This window comes from Paenibacillus sp. P22, assembly GCF_000469945.2.
Lineage (GTDB): Bacteria > Bacillota > Bacilli > Paenibacillales > Paenibacillaceae > Paenibacillus_O > Paenibacillus_O humicus.
In genome coordinates, this window is the sequence record NZ_CBRA020000129.1 from 25,307 (window position 1) to 43,584 (window position 18,278).

Here is an 18,278-nt window from a genome sequence, read left to right on the forward strand (position 1 = left end):
AAAACGAGAGGAACGTGATGGGATGAATATGGAGACATCGGCTCCGCGCCGCAAGCTGGGGAACTCGGATTTGATGCTTTCGCCGCTCGGGCTTGGCTGCTGGCAGTTCAGCGGGGGCAAAGGCTTGATCGGCAAGTTTTGGCCCGCGCTGCCGAAGCCGGATATCGTCGAGATCGTCCAGACGAGCCTTGCGGGAGGCATCAACTGGTTCGATACCGCCGAGGTTTACGGTGGCGGGAAATCCGAGCAGATGCTGGCGGAGGCGCTCAAGGAAACGAACAGCCCTCTGGCGGAGGAAGCCCATATTGCGACAAAATGGTGGCCGGCGTTCCGAACGGCCCGCAGCATCGGCGCGACGATCGGGGTCCGGCTGCAAATGCTCGATCACCGCACGATTCATCTTCATCAGGTGCATCAGCCGTTCTCCTTCTCGTCGGCAACAAGCGAAATGAACGAAATGGCGAAACTGGTGAAGCAGGGCAAAATCGAATATGTCGGCGTCAGCAACTTCTCCGCGGCCAAAATGCGCGAAGCGGACCGGGCGCTCAAGGAGCATGGACTTCGCCTCGTCTCCAACCAGGTCAAATACAGCCTGCTGGACCGCAGAATCGAGCAGAATGACAGCCTGGATACGGCCAAGGAGCTTGGCGTTGCGATTATCGCTTATTCGCCGCTGGAGCAAGGGCTGCTGAGCGGCAAATTCCATCGCAGCGAAGCGCTGGTTCGGGCCGTCAAGGGGCCGAGAAGGTGGAGCTCCGGCTTCCGGGCTGCCGGCCTGAAAAAATCGCTCCCGCTCATCGAGCTGCTGGAGCATACCGCCGCCAAGCATGACGCGACGCCGACCCAGGTCGCTTTGAGCTGGATGATTCATTTCCATGGCCAGACGGTGTTCGCCATTCCGGGAGCGACAAAGGTCAAGCATGCGGAGGAGAACGTCAGCGCGATGAAGCTCTCCTTGACACGGAGCGAGATCGAAGCCATCAGCGCCGCTTCGTGGGATGTGCTCAAGAAGAAATAGGCGGAAGCAAGCCCGGGAGCGATCTCGGCATGTTTGGATCGGACGCCGAAATCTCTGCCCGGACCGGCTTCTCGGCGCCAGCCGCAGGTTTGGAGAACCGGGGGCACTCATGATATGATTTCATCGACCGTTCAAGTTTTTAAACCTTTGGACTATAAATAGAAGGAGGAGATTCCCATGGGCAAGCTGGCGCTTCAGCATCTGCGGGAATGCCTTCCTGTCTTTCAGACGCTGGGAGATTCCAACCGTCAGGAAATTCTGATGCTGCTGCATGAGCATGGAACCTTGACCGTGAACGAGCTGACCGACAAGCTCCGCCTCTCGAGGCCCGCCGTCTCCCACCATCTGAAGCTGCTCCTGCAGGCCGGACTCGTCGCCTGCGAGCAGCAGGGCACGCAGCGCCATTACTCCATCACCCTGGGGGCTTCCGCCGCGTTGTTGAAGAAGCTTCTCGCCGCACTGGAAGAAGACTGCCTGTAAGCCATCCTTATTGTCGAGGAGGAAGCTGGATGAATACCGTTAGCCCCCCTGATGCCGAAGCCGTTCTTCAAGAGCATCGCCGCTTCTTCGCCACCGGCGCCACTCTTCCGATCGCCTTCCGCATCGGGCAGCTTAACCGGCTTGGCGAGGCGATACGCCGGTATGAGCAGCGCCTTAGCGAGGCTCTCTACCAGGATCTGCACAAAAGCGAAACCGAAGCCTATATGTCCGAGATCGGGTACACGCTCAGCAGCCTGCGCCTGATGACGCGCAAGCTCAAGCGCTGGGCGAAGCCCGAACGGACCGGCACCCCGATATTCCAAATGCCGGCCAGCAGCCGCATCCTTCGGGAGCCGTACGGCACCGTGCTCATCATCGGCCCGTTCAACTATCCGTTCCAGCTGCTGATCGAGCCGCTGCTAGGGGCGATCGCCGCCGGCAACTGCGCCGTGCTCAAGCCTTCCGAGAATACGCCCCATGTGTCGGCTGTCATCGCGGAGCTCATCCGGGACACGTTCGACCCTTCCTATATCCGCCTGATCGAAGGCGAGAAGGAAACGACCGCAGCTCTGACGGCGGCTCCGTTCGATTACATCTTCTTCACCGGCAGCGTGCCCGTCGGCCGCATCGTCATGGAGGCCGCGGCGAAAAATCTCGTTCCCGTCACGCTGGAGCTTGGCGGCAAAAGCCCCGTCATCGTCGAGCGTACGGCCGACCTGAAAACAGCCTCGCAGCGGATTGCCTGGGGCAAGCTGATGAACGCCGGCCAGACCTGCATCGCTCCGGACTACCTGCTCGTGGACAAATCGGTCAAGCAGGAGCTGACAGCCCGGCTGAAGGAAACCTTCACCCGCTTTTATGGAGAAGATGCCTCCGTCAGCCCGGACTTCGGCCGGATCGTGAACGCCCGCCAGTTCGACCGGCTCGCGGACGTGCTGGAGCAGGACAAGGAAACCATTCTTCACGGAGGCAAAAGAGACCGGGACTCTCTCTATATCGAGCCGACGCTGCTGGAGGCCGACTTCCACCGCTCGGCTTCCATGCGGGAGGAGCTGTTCGGCCCCCTGCTTCCCATCCTCGAGTACGAAAGCCTGGATGAAGCGATCCGTCTCATCAACAGCCGTCCCAAGCCGCTGGCTCTCTATCTGTTCACCTCCAGCAAGGAGGTGGAAGAGGAGGTGCTGGCCCGCGTGCCGTTCGGCGGAGGCAGCGTCAATGACACGATCTCCCATATCGTCAATCCCGAGCTTCCGTTCGGAGGCATCGGCAGTTCCGGCATCGGCGCTTACCACGGGCGCCACAGCTACGAGCTGTTCTCCCACAAGAAGAGCGTCATGAAGCGCAGCACGAAGTTCAACTCCAGCTTCCTGTACCCGCCATACGGAGACAAGCTGAAGTGGATCAGGAAGATTTTGAAGTAGCGCCGCTTCGCAGGAGCCTGCGTTCTTCCCGTAAAGACGCAGGCTGCCCGTTTTCCTCGAGCTTCTCCGCTCCGGCAGGAGAGCAGGCCCGGAAAAACAGCCGATGGAGAATTTTTTAAACCTGTCCATGTCCATGAGGCAGGTTTTTTTGCTGCGCGCAGATGGCTGTCCAACCGGGCGCCGCATCGGCTACAATAAGGATATCGAGGAAAAAATTATGATCGGAATCATGCGCATGCTGAAAAGGATGGTCACATGAATAGACTTAAAAAAATTGTTATCATCGAGGATGAAAAGGATATTTCCCGCATCCTGCGGGATTATTTGACCCGCAACAGCTATGAAGCCGCCGTGGCCGGAAACGGCCGGGACGGCTTGAAGATCATCGAGCTGCTTCAGCCGGATTATGTCATTCTCGATCTCATGCTTCCCGATATGGAGGGCATCGAGCTGTGCCGCGAGATCCGGGAACGGAGCGAGGTGCCTATTCTCATTCTGAGCGCCCGCGCCAGCGATACGGACAAGGTGCTCGGGCTTGGCTTCGGCGCCGATGACTATATGACAAAGCCGTTCTCGCTAAGCGAGCTTCTGGCACGCATCAACGCTTACTTCCGCCGGCATGACCGCCTGGCCGCGCCGGCCCATGATCCGGATTGGCTGCGCTTCGGAGGACTGGAGCTGGACCGCAAAGCCTATAAAGCTATGGCAGACGGGCAAGAGATCGCCTTGTCCGCCAAGGAATTCGAGCTTCTGTTCCATATGGCCAGCCACAAAAACCAGGTGTTCTCAAGAGCCCAGCTGCTGGACGCGCTGTGGGGACATGCCGCCTATGGCGATGAGAATTCAGTCACCGTCTATATCCGAAGGCTGCGGGAAAAGCTTGAGGCCGACCCTTCCAATCCCGTCTATCTCAAAACGGTATGGGGCGTCGGCTATAAATTCAGCGTCGACTAACAAATGCGTCTGGGGATGAAAAATGTCATTTCGCAACGGGTTCAAACGATGGATGGCAGCTGTCCTGCTGCTTCTCCTGCTTGCCGGAAGCACCTCCTATATGGCGGCGAAGGATTTCTCCGCAGAACGGGAGCCTTCTCCCGCCCATGTCATGAATCAGGTTCGGCTGGCGGTCAATCCGCTTATGCTCTATCTCGAGCAAAACCACGAAAGAAGCGGCACCGAAGAGGCGCAGGCCGAGCTGAAGAGGCTGGCGGCCGCGAGCAAGGTGGACCTGGCCTACGCCCGATTGGACGGGACGGTTTCCTTCCGCTCGTCCGACTCCCTTCTTCCAGGAGTGGACAACGCCAACCGCGAGCTTCACTACGACCTGTATTCGGCCAAGCGGGAGTTCAAGATCGCTTTTCCGGTCTTGGACGAAATTTCGCAAAAGCAGGTCGGAAACGCCATTTACTTCCTGGCGAAGGACAGGCTTGTCCAGCCGGAATCCGCCCTTCGCCCCGCTCTTCTGCTGCTTGTCCTTGCGGTTTCTTTCCTCTCCATCGCCAGCCTGCTCTTCTACATGAGATGGAGCATAGACCGCCGCCTCCTATCTCCTCTCGTCCGGCTCAAGCGCCATGCGGAAGAAATCCGGAAAGGAAACTACGGGGAGACGGCCGCCTATCCGGAAGCGGGCGAGATGGGAGATCTCTATGCGATGTTTGACGGGATGCGGATGGAGCTCCTGCATTCGAGCATCCGGAAGAACAAGCAGGATCAGGCGCAAAAGGAACTCATCGCCAACATTTCCCATGAGATCAAAACGCCGATTACGACGATAAAAGCCTATGCGGATGCCATTCTCGAAGATGTCTGCACGGATAAGGAGACGATGCTCGACTATGTCGGCGTCATGCGGTCCCATATCGATAAGATGGCCCGGCTGACGGAGGATCTCCTCCTTCATGCCCTGCGCGATCTGGGACGGATCGCCGTGGAGCCCAGGGAGCAATACAGCCGGGACGTATTCCGCCGGATGCTGACGCCTATCGGCCATTATGTGCGGACAAGCGGCCTGTCCTATGTAGAGCCGGAGAATATGCCCAATGTGCTGATCGGGATCGATGCCGTCCGCATCGAGCAGGTCATTTCCAATCTTGTCTTCAATTCCATCAAGAACTCCTCTCCCGGCGACACGATTCAAGTGGATGCAGGACTGGAGGCAGGCAAGCTGAAAATCACCGTGTCCGACACGGGCAGAGGCATTCTGCCCCAGGACATGCCCTTTATCCTGGAGCGTTATTACCGGGGTCAACCCCCTGCAGACAGCGGTATGATTCCCCAAACAGGGACCGGAATCGGCCTTTCCATCTGCAAGACGATCGTCGAGGCCCACGGCGGCTCCCTCTCCTTCGCCAGCAAGCAGGGCCAAGGAACGGCCTTTTCCTTCACTTTGCCCTTGTCGTGATCGGCTCTGTAATATTTCCGCAATAAGTTGATAAGCTTTCTAAAAGATCCGGGAGGTACACTCCTTATCATAGACAATCCGGGAGTGATGCTTCGTGGCCAAGAGAACGATCCTGCGCGCCAAAAACCTCAGCAAAACCTATCAGACCGGCAAGGAGCCCTATCATGCCATCCGCAATGTGGATCTGGACATCTATGAAGGGGATTTCACCGTCATCATGGGCAATTCGGGCTCAGGAAAGTCCACCTTGCTCTATCTGCTCAGCGGACTCGACCAGGTGTCGGCAGGCGAGGTGCATTTCCGCGACCGGCGCATCGACCATTACAGCGAGAAGGAGCTTTCCGAGTTCCGGGCGGCAACGATCGGTTATGTCTATCAGGGCATCAACCTGGTTCCCGATCTATCCATCCGGGACAATATCGCTCTGCCCGGCTATATCGCGGGCCGCAAGAAAAGCGCCGTAAAAGCAAAAGCGGCCGAGCTGATGCAGGCGATGGAAATCGACGGACAGAACAGCCGGCTTCCCTCGCAAACATCCGGCGGCCAGCAGCAGCGCGCGGCGATAGCGCGGGCATTGATCAATTCGCCGGACATCATCTTCGCGGATGAGCCGACCGGCAGCCTGAACATCGAGCAGGGCACCGCCGTGCTTGATATTCTGACCCGCATCAACCAGGCCGGACAATCGGTAGTCATGGTCACGCATGATATCAAGGCTGCCTGCAGGGCGGACCGCCTGATTTTGATCCGGGATGGAAAAGTCGGCGGCATTCTCGAATTCGACAAATATGACGGCAGCGACACCGGGGACAAGGAATCCATCCTCTTTGCCTTCGTTACCGGGAAGGAGTGATCTCCATGGCTGCAATCTGGCTGCTGTGCCGCTCCCGCCTCAAGAACAGCAAAACGCAAAACCTGTTCGTCTCCCTGCTCATCCTGCTGTCCACCCTGCTCGTCGCGACGGCGGCAATCGTCATGGCCAACACAGGCCGCTCGTTCACCGACATGCACGACAAGACCCATGGATCGCATCAGCTCCTATTGCTGGAGAAAGGACTGCATGATCCGCAGTTCGTCCATCAATGGTGGGAGGCGCAGCAAGGCGTCGAAACCTCCCGGCTACTGCGCTTCCGGGCCCTATCCGGAATTACCTACAACGGCCATGACGCCCCCAATCTCTATCTGTACATGATGAATACGCCCGAACCGCCCCTGCTCGTGGACACTCTTGTTTTCGCGCAGGGCGTCCAAAGCGATGCTCCGGAGAGGGGAACGGTATGGATTCCAACCTCGATGGCCAATTCGTACGGAATTTCGGTCGGAGACAAGATTTCCTTCCACACCGGATCGGGGCAGCTGCAGCAGCGGGTTTCCGCCGTCGTGATCGACGTCCCTTTCGGAGCGCCGTTCACCAATACGGCCCGCATATGGATGAACAGCGACGATTACCGGGACTCGATGACGCCTCTCCCAGGCACAGACAGCAGCATGATCGGGCTTCGGTTCGATGATTACAGCAGCCAAGCCGGTTATTGGGACCGCTTTGCGCGGGAGCTTGGCGGACCTTTCCTCGAAACCAAAATGGAGTTCGAGGCCATCTCCTCCTTTTACCTGATCATCAATCAGATCATCGGCTTCATCATGATTGTCCTCGGGCTCGTCATGATGCTGATCGCGCTGATTACGATCGGCTTCACCCTATCCGACGCCATTCTCGCCCACTACCGAACGATAGGCGTGATCAAGTCGCTCGGCCTGACCGCCCGCGGCACGGTCCTCGCCTATGTATGCCAATACGGCCTGCTGGCCTGCCTGGGCATCCTTCCGGGGCTTGCCCTCAGCATCCTGCTGTCCAAAGCGATTCTGAACCTGTCCGTGTCCTCCTTGAAGACGAAAAACGAGGAGCTGGCTGTTCATGGAATCGGCACGGCCATGCTCGTCGGACTGTTTGTCTTCGTCCTGGTTGTCCTGTTCGCGGCCTGGCAGGCCGGCAGGACCCGCTCCATCCAGCCTGCCCAGGCGATTCGGTACGGCATGTCCGAAACGGAAAGCAGACGGGCCGCAGCGTTGAACGAGGCCGCCGCGAGCCGGCTTGAATTCGGAAGGCTGCCTGTGTTCGCGGTCATCGGCTTGAGAAACCTGATCAAGAACCGAAAAGTCTCCGCTCTCATGCTGGCGCTCACGATGGCGGCCTCCTCCGTGCTCGTGCTCGGTTATGTCCTGCTGAACAGCATCATCCACATTCAGCAGACGACAGCGAAATGGGGCTACGACTCCGCCAATGTCGCGGCGATTGTCGTCAATAAAACCACGTTCTCCCGCAGCGATTTCGAGCGCGCCTTATCTGCCGACCCCCGCATCAAAAATGCGAGCTGGCAGGGAAACCGGACCGCGGTCGTGAGTCCGGAGCCCTCTGGCCGCGGCAAAGCGGCCGGCAGACAGCCTTTGAGCCTTTATTTGAGCGTCCTGGACGGCAGCTACGAGCAGATGGGCTTCGGAACCTTGAGCGGGCGCAATCCCCGCCAGAACAATGAAATCGCCTTGGGCGTCAACGTGGCCAAAACGTTGGACAAGGAGCCGGGCGACTTCGTGGACATCTACATCGAGGGCAAAAAGCAATCGCTGCTCATCACCGGCGTCTATCAGTCGATCGCCAACGCCTCGTATTCGGCGCGGGTGACGATCGAGGCCGCCCGGGCGGCAAGTCCGTCCTTCAACGATATGGACGTGTCTCTGATCAACGTCAAGGACATCGAGGCGGCTGAAGCCGTCGCGAGCGGCCTCGACGCCGCCTTCAAGGGCTCCGCCTCCGTCGTGACGCAGAAAACGCTGCTGGATTCCGTCTTCAAGGAAGCCGCCGACATCCTTGTCTATCCCATAAGCCTGCTCGGAGCGCTGTTCGTCCTCGTGGCCTTCATCATTATTTACAGCAGCTGCCGCATCAATATGCGAAGAGAGAGCAAAACCTACGGCATCTATAAATCCATCGGAATGACCTCAACACGGATCCGGATGTCCGTCGCGCTTGGCATAACGGCTCTTGCGCTTCTGGGATCCATGCTCGGCATCCTCGTCGGCGTTTATGCGCTGCCCCTCCTGCTGGAGAATGTTCTCGCCGGCTACGGCATCGTCGAGCTGCCGGTCATACTCCACTGGGCCGGAATTCCGGCCTTTGCATCCATTCCTGTCGCCGCCGCCTTCGCGGGCTCGTGGGCATCGTCCAAAGCCATACGGACGACCTCTCCGCGCATTCTGACGGCAGAATAGCGGCCTGCCTCTCCATATTTCCATAAAAACACCCCCCTCGGGAGTGGATCGGAACGTTCCGATTTCCATTCCAAGGGGGGTATTTCTGCGAAGCGCCTGTGCCAGCCCAATCCGGGCATTATCCCGGAGGCTTGAGCGAAGCTCGGCTTACTGGCCGTGGCGCCGCCTTCGATGACGAACTCGCCTCTCCTCTTCTTCCGTCAAACAGCCGTGTAGCCGCCGTCGACGAGCAGGCTTGCTCCCGTGACGAAGGAAGCGTCGTCGCTGGCGAGAAACAGGACGGCAGCGGCGACTTCCTCCGGCTTGCCGAGCCTTCCCATCGGGTGCAGGCCGACGAGATGATCGGTGACCGCCTCGCTGCGGCCTCCGATCAGCGGAGTGTCGATATATCCCGGGCAGACCGCGTTCACGCGGATGCCTTTGCCGGCGTAGTCGGCGGCCATCGACTGGGTCAGCAGCTTGACGCCGCCTTTGGCTGCGGCATAAGCGGTCACTCCCGCTTTGCCGACATGGCTGTGGATGGAGCCGCAGTTGACGATGGCGCCGCCTCCGCCCTGCTTCAGCATTTGCTGCAGAGCGTATTTGCCGCATAGAAAGACGCCCGACAGGTTGATGTCGATCGTTTTTTGCCAGGCGTCGGAAGCCAGCTTGTCCGCAGGCGCGTCATGGGCGATCCCGGCGTTGGCGAACAAGATGTCGAGGCGGCCGAACTTGGCGACCGTCTGCTCCACCATCGCCTGCACCTGATCTTCCCTGGTCACGTCGGTGCGGACGAACAGTCCCGCTTCGAGGCTGTCCGCCACGGCTTGTCCGTGTTCCGAGAAATCCGCGATGACCACCGAGGCTCCTTCCGCGGCGAATCTGCGCGCGGTCGCTTCTCCGATTCCGCTCGCCCCGCCCGTTACGACAACGACCTTATCCTTGAATCTCATGCTGTCTTCCTCCTCGTATGCTGGTCTTTTCTGTCTTGCCTCTCCTGTCCTGTCATTACCCTTTGCCGCCCTTATTAATTCAGTACTAAAGGATATTTCCGAACCGGCTTCCTAGTTTGGTTTATCCTGCCAGATCTCATGCAAAAAAAAGGACGGCATCCCGCAGGCAGCCGCCCCTTTTTCGTCTTTTCCGCTCTCCCTCCGCATCCGATTGCAACCTCCTACCCCTTCGTCCCGCCCTGCAGCCCGAACCCTTTGGACATGAAGCGCTGGGACAGCACGTACAGCACGATGGACGGCATGGCGTACATGACCGAGAAGGCGGCCAGCTTGCCGTAATCCGCCATTCCATACTGGCCGAAAAACTGGTACAGCTTGAGCGAGGCCGGGAAGTTGCCCGGCGACTGCAGCAGGATGTAAGGCACGAAGAAATTTCCCCAGCTGCCGGAGAAGGTGAAGATCGCGACGGTGCAAATGCCCGGCACCATGAGCGGAGCCACGACCTTGCGGATTCCGGCGAATACGGACGCGCCGTCTACCCAAGCCGCCTCTTCGAGATCGGCCGGAACGGCATCGAGGAAGTTCTTGAGCATCCAGATTCCGTAGGGCATCGAAGAGGCGACGTAGAACAGGACGACGCCGAATACGTTGTCGTAGAGCTTGAGGCTCAGGAACAACTGATACACGGGCACCATGACCGCCGTAATCGGCAGCGAGGTCATGAACAGCACCGTCAGCATGAACGGCTTCTTGTATTTGAGCTGATACCGGGAGAGCGGATACGCCGCCAGCAAAGCCAGAAGCACGACGAGCACGGCCTGGCCGAGCGACATCAGCAGTCCGATCGCGAACGCGCGCTGGTTGCCGCTGTCCGACAGCACGGACGCGTAATTCCCTCCGGTCAGGCGGCTTGGCATCTTCAGCGTCTGCATCGCATTGGGGTCCACGGACGCGACCAGCACCCACAAAAGGGGCAGAACAAAGCAAAGGCCGATGGCGGCCAGGATGGCATAGGGAACCATCCGGACCGCATGCTTGCGTTTCATCCTCTTCATAGGGCGGATTCTCCTTAAGACTTCATCGAACGGATGTAGAACAGGCTCAGCACGATTCCGATCAGCAGGAGCAGCAGCGAGATGGCGGTTCCGTATCCGAGCTGATAATTGACGAAGGCCTGATTGTACATGAAGATCGGCAGCGTCGTCGTCGCCGTGCCGGGCCCGCCTCCTGTCATCGCGTAGATGAGGCCGAACACTCCCAGCGTCTGCAGCGTCACGAGCATCATATTGGTCGTGATGGAATCCTTGATGTACGGAATCGTAATCCGGATCAGAATCTGCCATCTCGAAGCGCCGTCCACGACGGCAGCCTCCTCGATCTCGCTCGGCACATCGTCCAGCGCTGCCTGGAACACAAGCATGGAGAAGGCGGTGCCATGCCAGATGTTCGCCAGAATGACCGTGAACATGGGCATCGTGTACAGCCAGGCGATTCCTTTCGCTCCGACAAATCCGAGGATGGCGTTGAGCGTGCCTTCGTCTCCGAAAAAGCTGTACAGGCATAACGCGCATACGATCTCCGGCGTCACCCATCCCGCCAGCACGACCGTGCCGATGATGCGACGGAACGTCTTGTTCTTGCGCTTCATGAGCAGCGCGATCAGAAAGCCCAGCACCTGCTGGCCGATGACCGCCGATCCCAACAGGAAGACGATCGTGTTCCAGATGCCCGTCCGCACCGTCGGATCCTTGAACATATGCGTGTAATTGTCGATGCCGATGAACTTCAATTCCTTCGCGGATTCCCCGGTCAGCGCCAGATTCGTGAAGGAGTAGAAGAAGGTCAGCAGAATCGGATAGACGAAGAAGAGCAGCATGATGGCGACGGACGGAAGCAGAAAGTAGATCCACGTCCGGTTCTTGCGCGTCCTGCCCGGCACGGCGGCCGCTATGGAGCTCATGGTCGTTCCCTCCTATCGGATATTCCGCTGCGCGGACGTCCCGCCGCCGGCTTCGCCCGGATGCCGATGCCCCGGACCTTCTTGCGATCCGGGGCCGCGGCAGGCATGTTATTTCTCCATCGTATGGTCGGCTCCCACGATTCTCGATACGTCCTGCGCGTACTTGCTGGCCGCATCCGCCGGCGATGTGCCGGTCGCGACCGATTCCACCATCGCCTGGATCTGGGTGGACACCTCCGGATATTTATCCTGCGCAGGGCGGAACTCCGCATTTTTCAGGTAATCGGTAGCGATTTCGTTGAACGGCATCTTCGTGTAGGCCGGGTCCTTGGACACGTCGGCGCGAACCGTAATATTGCCGGAGGCGATGACCAGCTTGGCGGTGTTCTCCTTGTTCAGAGCGTACTGGATGAATGCCCATGCCGCGTCCTTATGCTTGGCGTTGCTCGGGATCGAGAGCGCCCAGCCGCCGGCCAGCGTGATGGAGCCCGGCGCCTGCCCCTTGCTCGTCGGCATCGGGGCGAAGCCGAGCACATCCTTGTATTCCGGCCACGGGGGCGGCTCCGCCGTCGAGGTAATTGCCCGGTATCCACGAGCCGTCGAGCGAGATGGCGAGCTTGCCCTTCGGCAAGTACTCCCGCGACGCCGTATTGCCCGCTTGCCCATTCAGCACCTTGGAGAGCGGGGGACCCAGCTTTTCCTTGTTGACCGTTTCGATGAAGGACAGGGCATCGGTGATTCCCTGGCTCTTTGTGACCCATTTGCCGCTGGCGTCGTCGTAGAGCCTCTCCCCGGTTCCATAGAGCAGCATCTCGTACGTCTGCATCGAGGTCGCCTCGCCCGTCGCCTTGCCCATGTTCATCCAGATCGGCACGACATCCGGCACCTTGGCCTTGATCGCTCTGGCGGCGTCCAGCACCTCATCCCAGGTTTTCGGCTTCCAGTCCTCCGGCAATCCCGCTTTCTTGAACAGATCCTTGTTGTACCAGAGTCCCCTGGAATCCGTGTTGTAGGGAACTCCGTACACCTTGCCGTCGCTGGCCGTCACGCCCTTTTTCATCGCCTCGATGAAGGAGCCGTTGCTCCAGTCCTTCCAGCCCTTCAGCCTCTCGTCCAGCGGCTCCAGGTAACCCGCTGCGGCGTCGGAGTTGAGGATGAACGTATCCTCGGTCACGATGTCGGGAGCGGTGTCCTTGGACTTCAGAGCGAGTGCGATTTTGGCGAAATAATCGCCCTCCGACGCCTGGATCGGAGTCGGCTTGATCTCGATGCTTTTGTCCGGGAACGTGGAGGCGACCTCCTTGATCCACTTGTACAGAACGCCCTTCTCTCCGATTCCGTCATCCCTGTACGTAATGGTTACCGTCGTCTTGCCGGAGCTGGTCTTGCCGCCGTCTCCGGACTGGCTGCTGCAGCCTATCGCCATCACCGTGCACATGACGACTGCGCCCGCAGCCATCAGCCTCCGATTGCCTGGCCTCATGGAATCCCCTCCCGATATCCGCTTCACGATGCAAACGCTTACGAAATGCCAATACCAACATACGGCCGGACTTGGCCCTTTAGTACGTTCAGGCCCATGTTGTCGCGATTTCGCACCTCCGGCCGCCCGGGATGTCGCGAACCAGCAGCCCAAGATCATAAGATCCGACATAACCGGGATGGATTCTGACCTTGCAACCGTTCCCAGATGAAGTAAATTAAGGGTAAAGGAATGGAACCTTGGGAGGTGAACGATCCATGCCCGCAGATTCCCCGCTTATTCTCCAGGCTTCCGGCATCACGCGCACCTTCGGCCGGGGCAAGAGCTCCGTCACCGTGCTGAAGGGAATCGATCTCTCCCTTCCGGCAGGCAGGCTGATTGCCTTCAAGGGAAGATCGGGATCCGGCAAAACAACTCTGATCAACCTGCTCGGCGCTCTCGATACGCCGACCGAAGGCAGCATCGAGCTAGGCGGCCGCGATCTCACGAAGCTGACCGGGCGCCAGCGGGATGAGCTCCGGCGCACCGAAATCGGCCTCATCTTCCAGTCGTTCGCTCTCGTGCCGCTCATGACCGCCTACGAGAACGTCGAATTCATGCTTCGGGTGGCGGGAGTGCCCGCCAAGGAACGCCAGGCTGCCGCAATCGCAGCCCTACAGCAGGTCGGACTCGCGGAACGCATGCATCACCGGCCGTTCGAGCTGTCCGGAGGCGAGCAGCAGCGCACCGCCATCGCCAGGGCGATCGCCCGCAAGCCGAGGCTCGTCCTTGCCGACGAACCGACGGCCGAGCTCGACAGCCGGACCGGCCTGACGATCATGAAAGCCTTTCGCGAGCTTGTCCAGCAAGGCCTGACCGTCGTACTCGCCACCCACGACCCCGCCGTCATGGAGATTGTCGATCTCGTATTCGAATTGGAGGATGGCCACATTGCCGAAGTCCGTTAATAGATCCGCTGCAGCCGCGCTTCTCGTCCTGTCCCTGGCCGTATCCGGCTGTTCCCTTCTTCCGCGCGAGGAAGCGGAGCTGAAGCCGCCCCTCGTCAAGCCCGCGACGGAAAACTACCGGACGGCCGAAGTTGCCGAAGGAACGGTCCGGAAAGAAGTCGGCGGCACCGGAGCTTTTGAATCCCTGCGCACCGACCGCGCCCAATTATCGGGTCAGGCAGGCAGGCTGGAGAAGATCGAAGTCCAGGCCGGCGACAGCGTCCAGGCCGGAGACGTGCTGGCCCGGCTGCTTGTGGACGGGCTGGACCTGCAGGTGAAGGAACAGGAGCTGGCTGCGGAGCGCGCTGCTTATGCCTTGAAGCAGTTGCCCTCATCCGACAAGGAAGGGCGCCGGCTGGCGGGCCTGCAGCTGGATATCGAGCAGCTCAAATACGAGAGGCTGAAGGAGCAGCTGGACCATACCGTCATCCGCGCCAAGCTCAGCGGCGTCGTCACGTTCGCGGACTCGCTTCAGGAAGGAGATCTCGTCGCGCCCTACCAGACGCTCGCCGTCGTCTCGGATCCATCCAAGCTGCGGCTGGCGATGGGAATCGATTCCGGAGCGGATCTCGGCGGCGTCAAGCTCGGCTCGCCGGCCGAAGTGAAGATCGAGGACAAGACCTATGCGGCCAAAGTGGTGCAGACGCCGGATTCGGCTCCGCAGACGCCGAACAAGGCGCTGGCGGACAAATACGCCTCCACCCTGTACCTGAGCGTCCAGGGACTGCCGGAGAGTGCAGGGATCGGCACGCAGGCAAGCGTCCTCATCATCACCGAGCAGCGCAGCCATACGCTCGTCATTCCGAAGAGCGGCCTGCGGACGTACCAGGGACGGACGTTCGTCCGGCTGCTGGAGGACGGCAAGCGGCTGCGGGAAGCCGATGTCGAGGCCGGCATCTCCAGCTCCACCGAGGTGGAGATTTTGAAAGGCTTGAAGGAGGGACAGGTCATTGTCCTCCAATAGCCGCTCTCTTATCCCGTTCTTAGAGGAGGCCCGGCCATGGCCCTGCTGACGATGATCCTCCGCAAGATGGCGAACAACAAATGGCTGGCCGCCAGCCTGCTTCTCGGCATGGCGCTGACGACCGGCCTCGTCAGCACCATGCCCGTCTACTCCGACGCCATCCTCTCCCGTATGCTCGTGAAGGATCTTGAAAGGCAGCAGCTGGATTCGGGGGTGCACTCCGGCACTTATTTCTCCAAAATCACCTTGATGGACATGAAGCCGGATAAGAAGCTTCAGGCCGTCTCCAGTCTCGACCGGTTCATGAAGGACGAGGCTATCCCCGGCTTCGGACTGCCGCTCAAGCAGGCTGCGGCCGAGCTGCAGACCGAGCAGCTGGTGCTGGAGGTGGAAGCTCCGCCGCCGATCCCAAGCAGCTCAAGCCTACCGGAGCCGTCCGCTCCGTCAGCGGCATCCAGAATCATATCCGTCTGATCGACGGCCGGCTGCCGTCGCCGCGGCCGGATGCCGACGGCGCTTATGAAGTCATGGTCAACCAGCGGACGCTGCGGGAGCTCGACTTCGTGCTGGGACGGATCGTCAAGCTCGACGACGACAGCCTCGACCTGCATCTGCGCTTGAAGCCCGTCGGCATTTTCGGCGCCAAGCAGGAAGGCGATCTCTTCTTCCGCGACCCGTCGCTGGATGATTACAACCGCGTCTTCGTCATGGATGAAGGCTTGTTCGCCCAGGAGATGCTGACAGCCCGCAAGGCCCCCCTATTTTCCGCCAGCTGGTATTTCGTGCTGGACTATACGAAGATGACGCTGCGCGATATACAGCCTTTCCAGAACACCGATCACGCTATCCGAAGCGCGGCAGCGAAGCTCGTTCCGGTCAGCCAAACCAAGTTCGACGTCCCGGCCGCCGCGGCGATCGGCGGCTACGAGGAACGGTCGCAGCGCCTCGCCACGCTGATGTGGTCCCTCAATATCCCGGTGCTGATCATGCTCGCTTTCTATATGTACATGGTCTCCGATCTCATCGCCGGCAGGCAGAAGAACGAGATCGCCGTCCTTCGCAGCCGCGGCGCATCGAGGCTGCAGATCATCTCTGCGTTCGCCGCCGAAGGGCTCCTGATATCCGGAGCGGCCTTCGCGGCTGGACCGTACCTCGCATCCGGATTGACGGAGCTGCTCGGCGCATCGAGCGGCTTCCTGCAATTCGTCCAGCGCTCCAGCCTTCCCGTCCATGTCGGCGCCGAGGCGTTCGCTTACTCGGGAGCGGCGGCCGCCATCGCCTTCGCCATGACGCTGCTGCCCGTCATCACCGCCACGCGCGTCACGATCGTCGGCCACAAGCAGTCACTGGCAAGAGCCGGCCAGACGCCTTTATGGCGCAAAGCTTTCGTGGACATCATCCTGCTCGGCATCTCCTTCTACGGTCTCTATACGTTCCGGGAACGGCTGAACAGCCTGAAGACGCTCGGCCTCGGCTCGGATGACCTGCAGATCGATCCGCTTCAGTTCGTCATGCCCGCGCTGTTCATGATCGGAGCCGGCCTGCTGCTGCTGCGCCTCTACCCGCTGCTGCTCGCCGCCGTCTACAGGCTTGGACGCCGCTGGTGGCCGCCGGCCTGGTACGCTTCCCTGATCCAGGTGAGCCGCTCTCTCGTCCAGTATCAATTCCTTATGCTCTTCCTCATCCTGACGATCGCCTCCGGCGTGTTCAGCGCGGGGGCAGCCAGGACGATCAACAACAACCGCGAGGAACAGATCCGGTACCGCAACGGAGCGGATTTCGTCCTCTCCGGCCCGTGGCAGACCGATGTGCCGGCGGACGCTTCGGCTTATTCGCCTGGCGGCGGAGAAGCCAAGGCGGCCGGGACCGACGCCCCTGTCGTTCATTATACGGAGCCTCCCTTCGACGCCTACCCGGCTCTGCCCGGAGTCGAACACGCGGCGAAAGTGTTCATCAAGAAGGAGGCCGCCTTCACCGCAGGCGGAAGCGGCGGCACCGCCGAGCTCATGGGCATCGATACGGACGATTTCGGAGAGACGGCCTGGTTCGGCGACTACATCCCCCGTTATCCGCTGGCCGATTATCTCAATCTGATCGCCCCGGATCCGCGCGCGGTTCTGATCTCCCAGACGCTGGCCGAAGACAAGAAGGTGAAGCCCGGCGACACGATCTGGGCCGGCTGGGACAAGATCGATCCGCAGCCGTTCGTCGTATACGGCATCCTGCCTTTCTTTCCATCCTTCAATCCGAATCCGGGAGCGGCGGACGGCCTGCAGGCTTCTCAAGGCTCCGCCTCCGGCAGCGCGCCGATGCTCATCGTCGGCCATCTGTCGCGCATTCAGTTCCAGCTCGCGCTAGAGCCCTATCAGGTTTGGCTGAAGATGAAGCCCGGCGCCTCCACGGCGCGGCTCTACGAGGGCATTTCCCATGCCGGCCTGAACTTGACCAGCATCGCGAATACGAGAGATGAGCTCGCGCGAGCCAAAAACGATCCGTTTTTCATGGCGCTCAACGGCATCCTGACGCTGGGCTTCCTGATCTCGATTCTCGTCGCCTTCTCCGGGTTCATGCTGTACTGGATACTGACCTTGAAAGGGCGTACGCTTCAAAACGGCATTTTGCGGGCCGTCGGCCTGTCGCTGCGGCAGCTGATCGGCATGCTCGCCCTGGAGCAGCTTCTCACATCGGGGACGGCCGTCCTGATCGGCATGGCCGCAGGCTATTCGGCGAGCCGCCTGTTCGTCCCCAATTTTCAGCTTGCATTCGATCCGGCAGCTCTCGTCCCGCCATTCCGGGTCGTCCTTGCCGCCGGCGATTTCGCCAAGCTGTACGGGATGGTCGGCATGACGCTGCTGATCGGCTTGACCGTGCTCGGGATCATGCTGTCCAGAAGCCGGATCCATCAAGCGCTCAAGCTCGGGGAGGATTGATGGAATGATTCAATGCGAAGGGCTCGTCAAAATCTATAAGGCTGCCGAGCTGAAGGTATTCGCCCTGCAGGGACTCGATCTCGAGGTCGAGTCCGGCGAGCTGATGGCCATCATCGGCAACAGCGGCAGCGGAAAGTCGACGCTTCTCAATATGCTGGGAGGACTTGACCGTCCCTCAGCCGGCAAGCTGGTCGTGAACGGGCGCGACATGCTCAAGATGAGCGAGCGGGATCTCGTCGAGTACAAGCGCAGCAGTGTCGGCTTCGTCTGGCAGAACAACGCGCGCAACCTCATTCCTTACCTGACCGCTCAGGAAAATGTCGAGCTGCCTCTCCTGCTCGGCGGGAAGCCGCGCCGTGATCGAGCGCAGAAGCTGCTGGAGGCGGTCGGCCTCGGCCATCGCCGCGGCAGCAGACTGCACCAGCTGTCCGGCGGC

15 protein-coding genes and 1 pseudogene are annotated in these 18,278 nt (G+C 60.1%); 12 read left to right on the plus strand and 4 right to left on the minus strand.

Features of this window, described 5'->3' with window-relative positions:
• Positions 1-28 precede the first annotated feature (28 nt).
• The 7 genes from BN871_RS17675 to BN871_RS17705 all read left to right on the plus strand — a co-directional run bounded on the left by BN871_RS17675 (position 29) and on the right by BN871_RS17705 (position 8,587).
• Entirely contained in the window at positions 29-1,018 is a 990-nt protein-coding gene (locus BN871_RS17675) for an aldo/keto reductase (protein WP_048748175.1), read from the plus strand.
• A gap of 177 nt (positions 1,019-1,195) precedes the next feature.
• On the plus strand, positions 1,196-1,498 hold the full coding sequence (locus BN871_RS17680) for a helix-turn-helix transcriptional regulator (protein WP_048748163.1): 303 nt from the start codon (positions 1,196-1,198) through the stop codon (positions 1,496-1,498).
• A 29-nt stretch (positions 1,499-1,527) separates the two neighbouring features.
• Positions 1,528-2,919 (plus strand): aldehyde dehydrogenase, encoded by a 1,392-nt coding sequence (locus BN871_RS17685; protein ID WP_048748164.1) that lies wholly within the window; start codon positions 1,528-1,530, stop codon positions 2,917-2,919.
• A 255-nt stretch (positions 2,920-3,174) separates the two neighbouring features.
• A complete protein-coding gene (locus tag BN871_RS17690) occupies positions 3,175-3,873 on the plus strand; it encodes a response regulator transcription factor (protein WP_021879299.1) in 699 nt (232 codons plus the stop codon).
• A gap of 22 nt (positions 3,874-3,895) precedes the next feature.
• Complete coding sequence (locus BN871_RS17695) at positions 3,896-5,320, plus strand: HAMP domain-containing sensor histidine kinase (RefSeq protein WP_021879300.1); 1,425 nt, start codon at positions 3,896-3,898, stop codon at positions 5,318-5,320.
• Positions 5,321-5,414: 94 nt separating this feature from the next.
• Positions 5,415-6,173: an ABC transporter ATP-binding protein gene (locus BN871_RS17700; protein ID WP_021879301.1), complete on the plus strand. Its 759-nt coding sequence runs from the start codon at positions 5,415-5,417 to the stop codon at positions 6,171-6,173.
• Positions 6,174-6,178: 5 nt separating this feature from the next.
• A complete protein-coding gene (locus BN871_RS17705) occupies positions 6,179-8,587 on the plus strand; it encodes an FtsX-like permease family protein (RefSeq protein WP_048748165.1) in 2,409 nt (802 codons plus the stop codon).
• A 200-nt stretch (positions 8,588-8,787) separates the two neighbouring features.
• Here BN871_RS17705 and BN871_RS17710 read toward each other — a convergent pair whose 3' ends face one another.
• The 4 genes and pseudogenes from BN871_RS17710 to BN871_RS17725 form a co-directional block, all read right to left on the minus strand.
• Positions 8,788-9,519 carry an SDR family NAD(P)-dependent oxidoreductase gene (locus BN871_RS17710; RefSeq protein ID WP_048748166.1) on the minus strand — a complete coding sequence of 244 codons (732 nt, stop codon included), beginning with the start codon at positions 9,517-9,519 and terminating at the stop codon, positions 8,788-8,790.
• A gap of 221 nt (positions 9,520-9,740) precedes the next feature.
• The gene (locus BN871_RS17715; protein WP_373864518.1) at positions 9,741-10,565 is read right to left on the minus strand and encodes a carbohydrate ABC transporter permease; all 825 of its coding nucleotides are present in this window, start codon (positions 10,563-10,565) and stop codon (positions 9,741-9,743) included.
• A gap of 23 nt (positions 10,566-10,588) precedes the next feature.
• The gene (locus BN871_RS17720) at positions 10,589-11,479 is read right to left on the minus strand and encodes a carbohydrate ABC transporter permease (RefSeq protein WP_021879304.1); all 891 of its coding nucleotides are present in this window, start codon (positions 11,477-11,479) and stop codon (positions 10,589-10,591) included.
• A 108-nt stretch (positions 11,480-11,587) separates the two neighbouring features.
• Positions 11,588-12,938: pseudogene (locus tag BN871_RS17725) on the minus strand (ABC transporter substrate-binding protein).
• 281 nt (positions 12,939-13,219) lie between these two features.
• Between BN871_RS17725 and BN871_RS17730 the strand changes: the two are divergent.
• The 5 genes from BN871_RS17730 to BN871_RS17750 form a co-directional block, all read left to right on the plus strand.
• Positions 13,220-13,909: an ABC transporter ATP-binding protein gene (locus BN871_RS17730; protein ID WP_048748168.1), complete on the plus strand. Its 690-nt coding sequence runs from the start codon at positions 13,220-13,222 to the stop codon at positions 13,907-13,909.
• Positions 13,893-14,912 carry an efflux RND transporter periplasmic adaptor subunit gene (locus BN871_RS17735; RefSeq protein ID WP_048748169.1) on the plus strand — a complete coding sequence of 340 codons (1,020 nt, stop codon included), beginning with the start codon at positions 13,893-13,895 and terminating at the stop codon, positions 14,910-14,912. Before BN871_RS17730 ends, BN871_RS17735 begins: the two co-directional genes overlap by 17 nt.
• Before the next feature lie 36 nt (positions 14,913-14,948).
• Positions 14,949-15,386, plus strand: a complete 438-nt coding sequence (locus BN871_RS17740) for a hypothetical protein (protein WP_048748170.1) — start codon at positions 14,949-14,951, stop codon at positions 15,384-15,386.
• Positions 15,387-15,439: 53 nt separating this feature from the next.
• Positions 15,440-17,842, plus strand: a complete 2,403-nt coding sequence (locus BN871_RS17745; RefSeq protein ID WP_048748171.1) for an ABC transporter permease — start codon at positions 15,440-15,442, stop codon at positions 17,840-17,842.
• Positions 17,843-17,846: 4 nt separating this feature from the next.
• The coding region (locus BN871_RS17750) for an ABC transporter ATP-binding protein (RefSeq protein WP_048748172.1) at positions 17,847-18,278 on the plus strand (432 nt) is incomplete at its 3' end.

What these genes read in the sequence shown, in the direction of transcription:
- BN871_RS17675 (WP_048748175.1), top strand. Translation starts at nt 29, where the DNA reads ATGGAGACATCGGCTCCGCGCCGCAAGCTGGGGAACTCGGATTTGATG.
- BN871_RS17680 (WP_048748163.1), top strand. Translation starts at nt 1,196, where the DNA reads ATGGGCAAGCTGGCGCTTCAGCATCTGCGGGAATGCCTTCCTGTCTTT.
- BN871_RS17685 (WP_048748164.1), top strand. Translation starts at nt 1,528, where the DNA reads ATGAATACCGTTAGCCCCCCTGATGCCGAAGCCGTTCTTCAAGAGCAT.
- BN871_RS17690 (WP_021879299.1), top strand. Translation starts at nt 3,175, where the DNA reads ATGAATAGACTTAAAAAAATTGTTATCATCGAGGATGAAAAGGATATT.
- BN871_RS17695 (WP_021879300.1), top strand. Translation starts at nt 3,896, where the DNA reads ATGTCATTTCGCAACGGGTTCAAACGATGGATGGCAGCTGTCCTGCTG.
- BN871_RS17705 (WP_048748165.1), top strand. Translation starts at nt 6,179, where the DNA reads ATGGCTGCAATCTGGCTGCTGTGCCGCTCCCGCCTCAAGAACAGCAAA.
- BN871_RS17710 (WP_048748166.1), bottom strand. Translation starts at nt 9,519, where the DNA reads ATGAGATTCAAGGATAAGGTCGTTGTCGTAACGGGCGGGGCGAGCGGA.
- BN871_RS17715 (WP_373864518.1), bottom strand. Translation starts at nt 10,565, where the DNA reads ATGAAACGCAAGCATGCGGTCCGGATGGTTCCCTATGCCATCCTGGCC.
- BN871_RS17720 (WP_021879304.1), bottom strand. Translation starts at nt 11,479, where the DNA reads ATGAGCTCCATAGCGGCCGCCGTGCCGGGCAGGACGCGCAAGAACCGG.
- BN871_RS17730 (WP_048748168.1), top strand. Translation starts at nt 13,220, where the DNA reads ATGCCCGCAGATTCCCCGCTTATTCTCCAGGCTTCCGGCATCACGCGC.
- BN871_RS17740 (WP_048748170.1), top strand. Translation starts at nt 14,949, where the DNA reads ATGGCCCTGCTGACGATGATCCTCCGCAAGATGGCGAACAACAAATGG.
- BN871_RS17745 (WP_048748171.1), top strand. Translation starts at nt 15,440, where the DNA reads ATGGTCAACCAGCGGACGCTGCGGGAGCTCGACTTCGTGCTGGGACGG.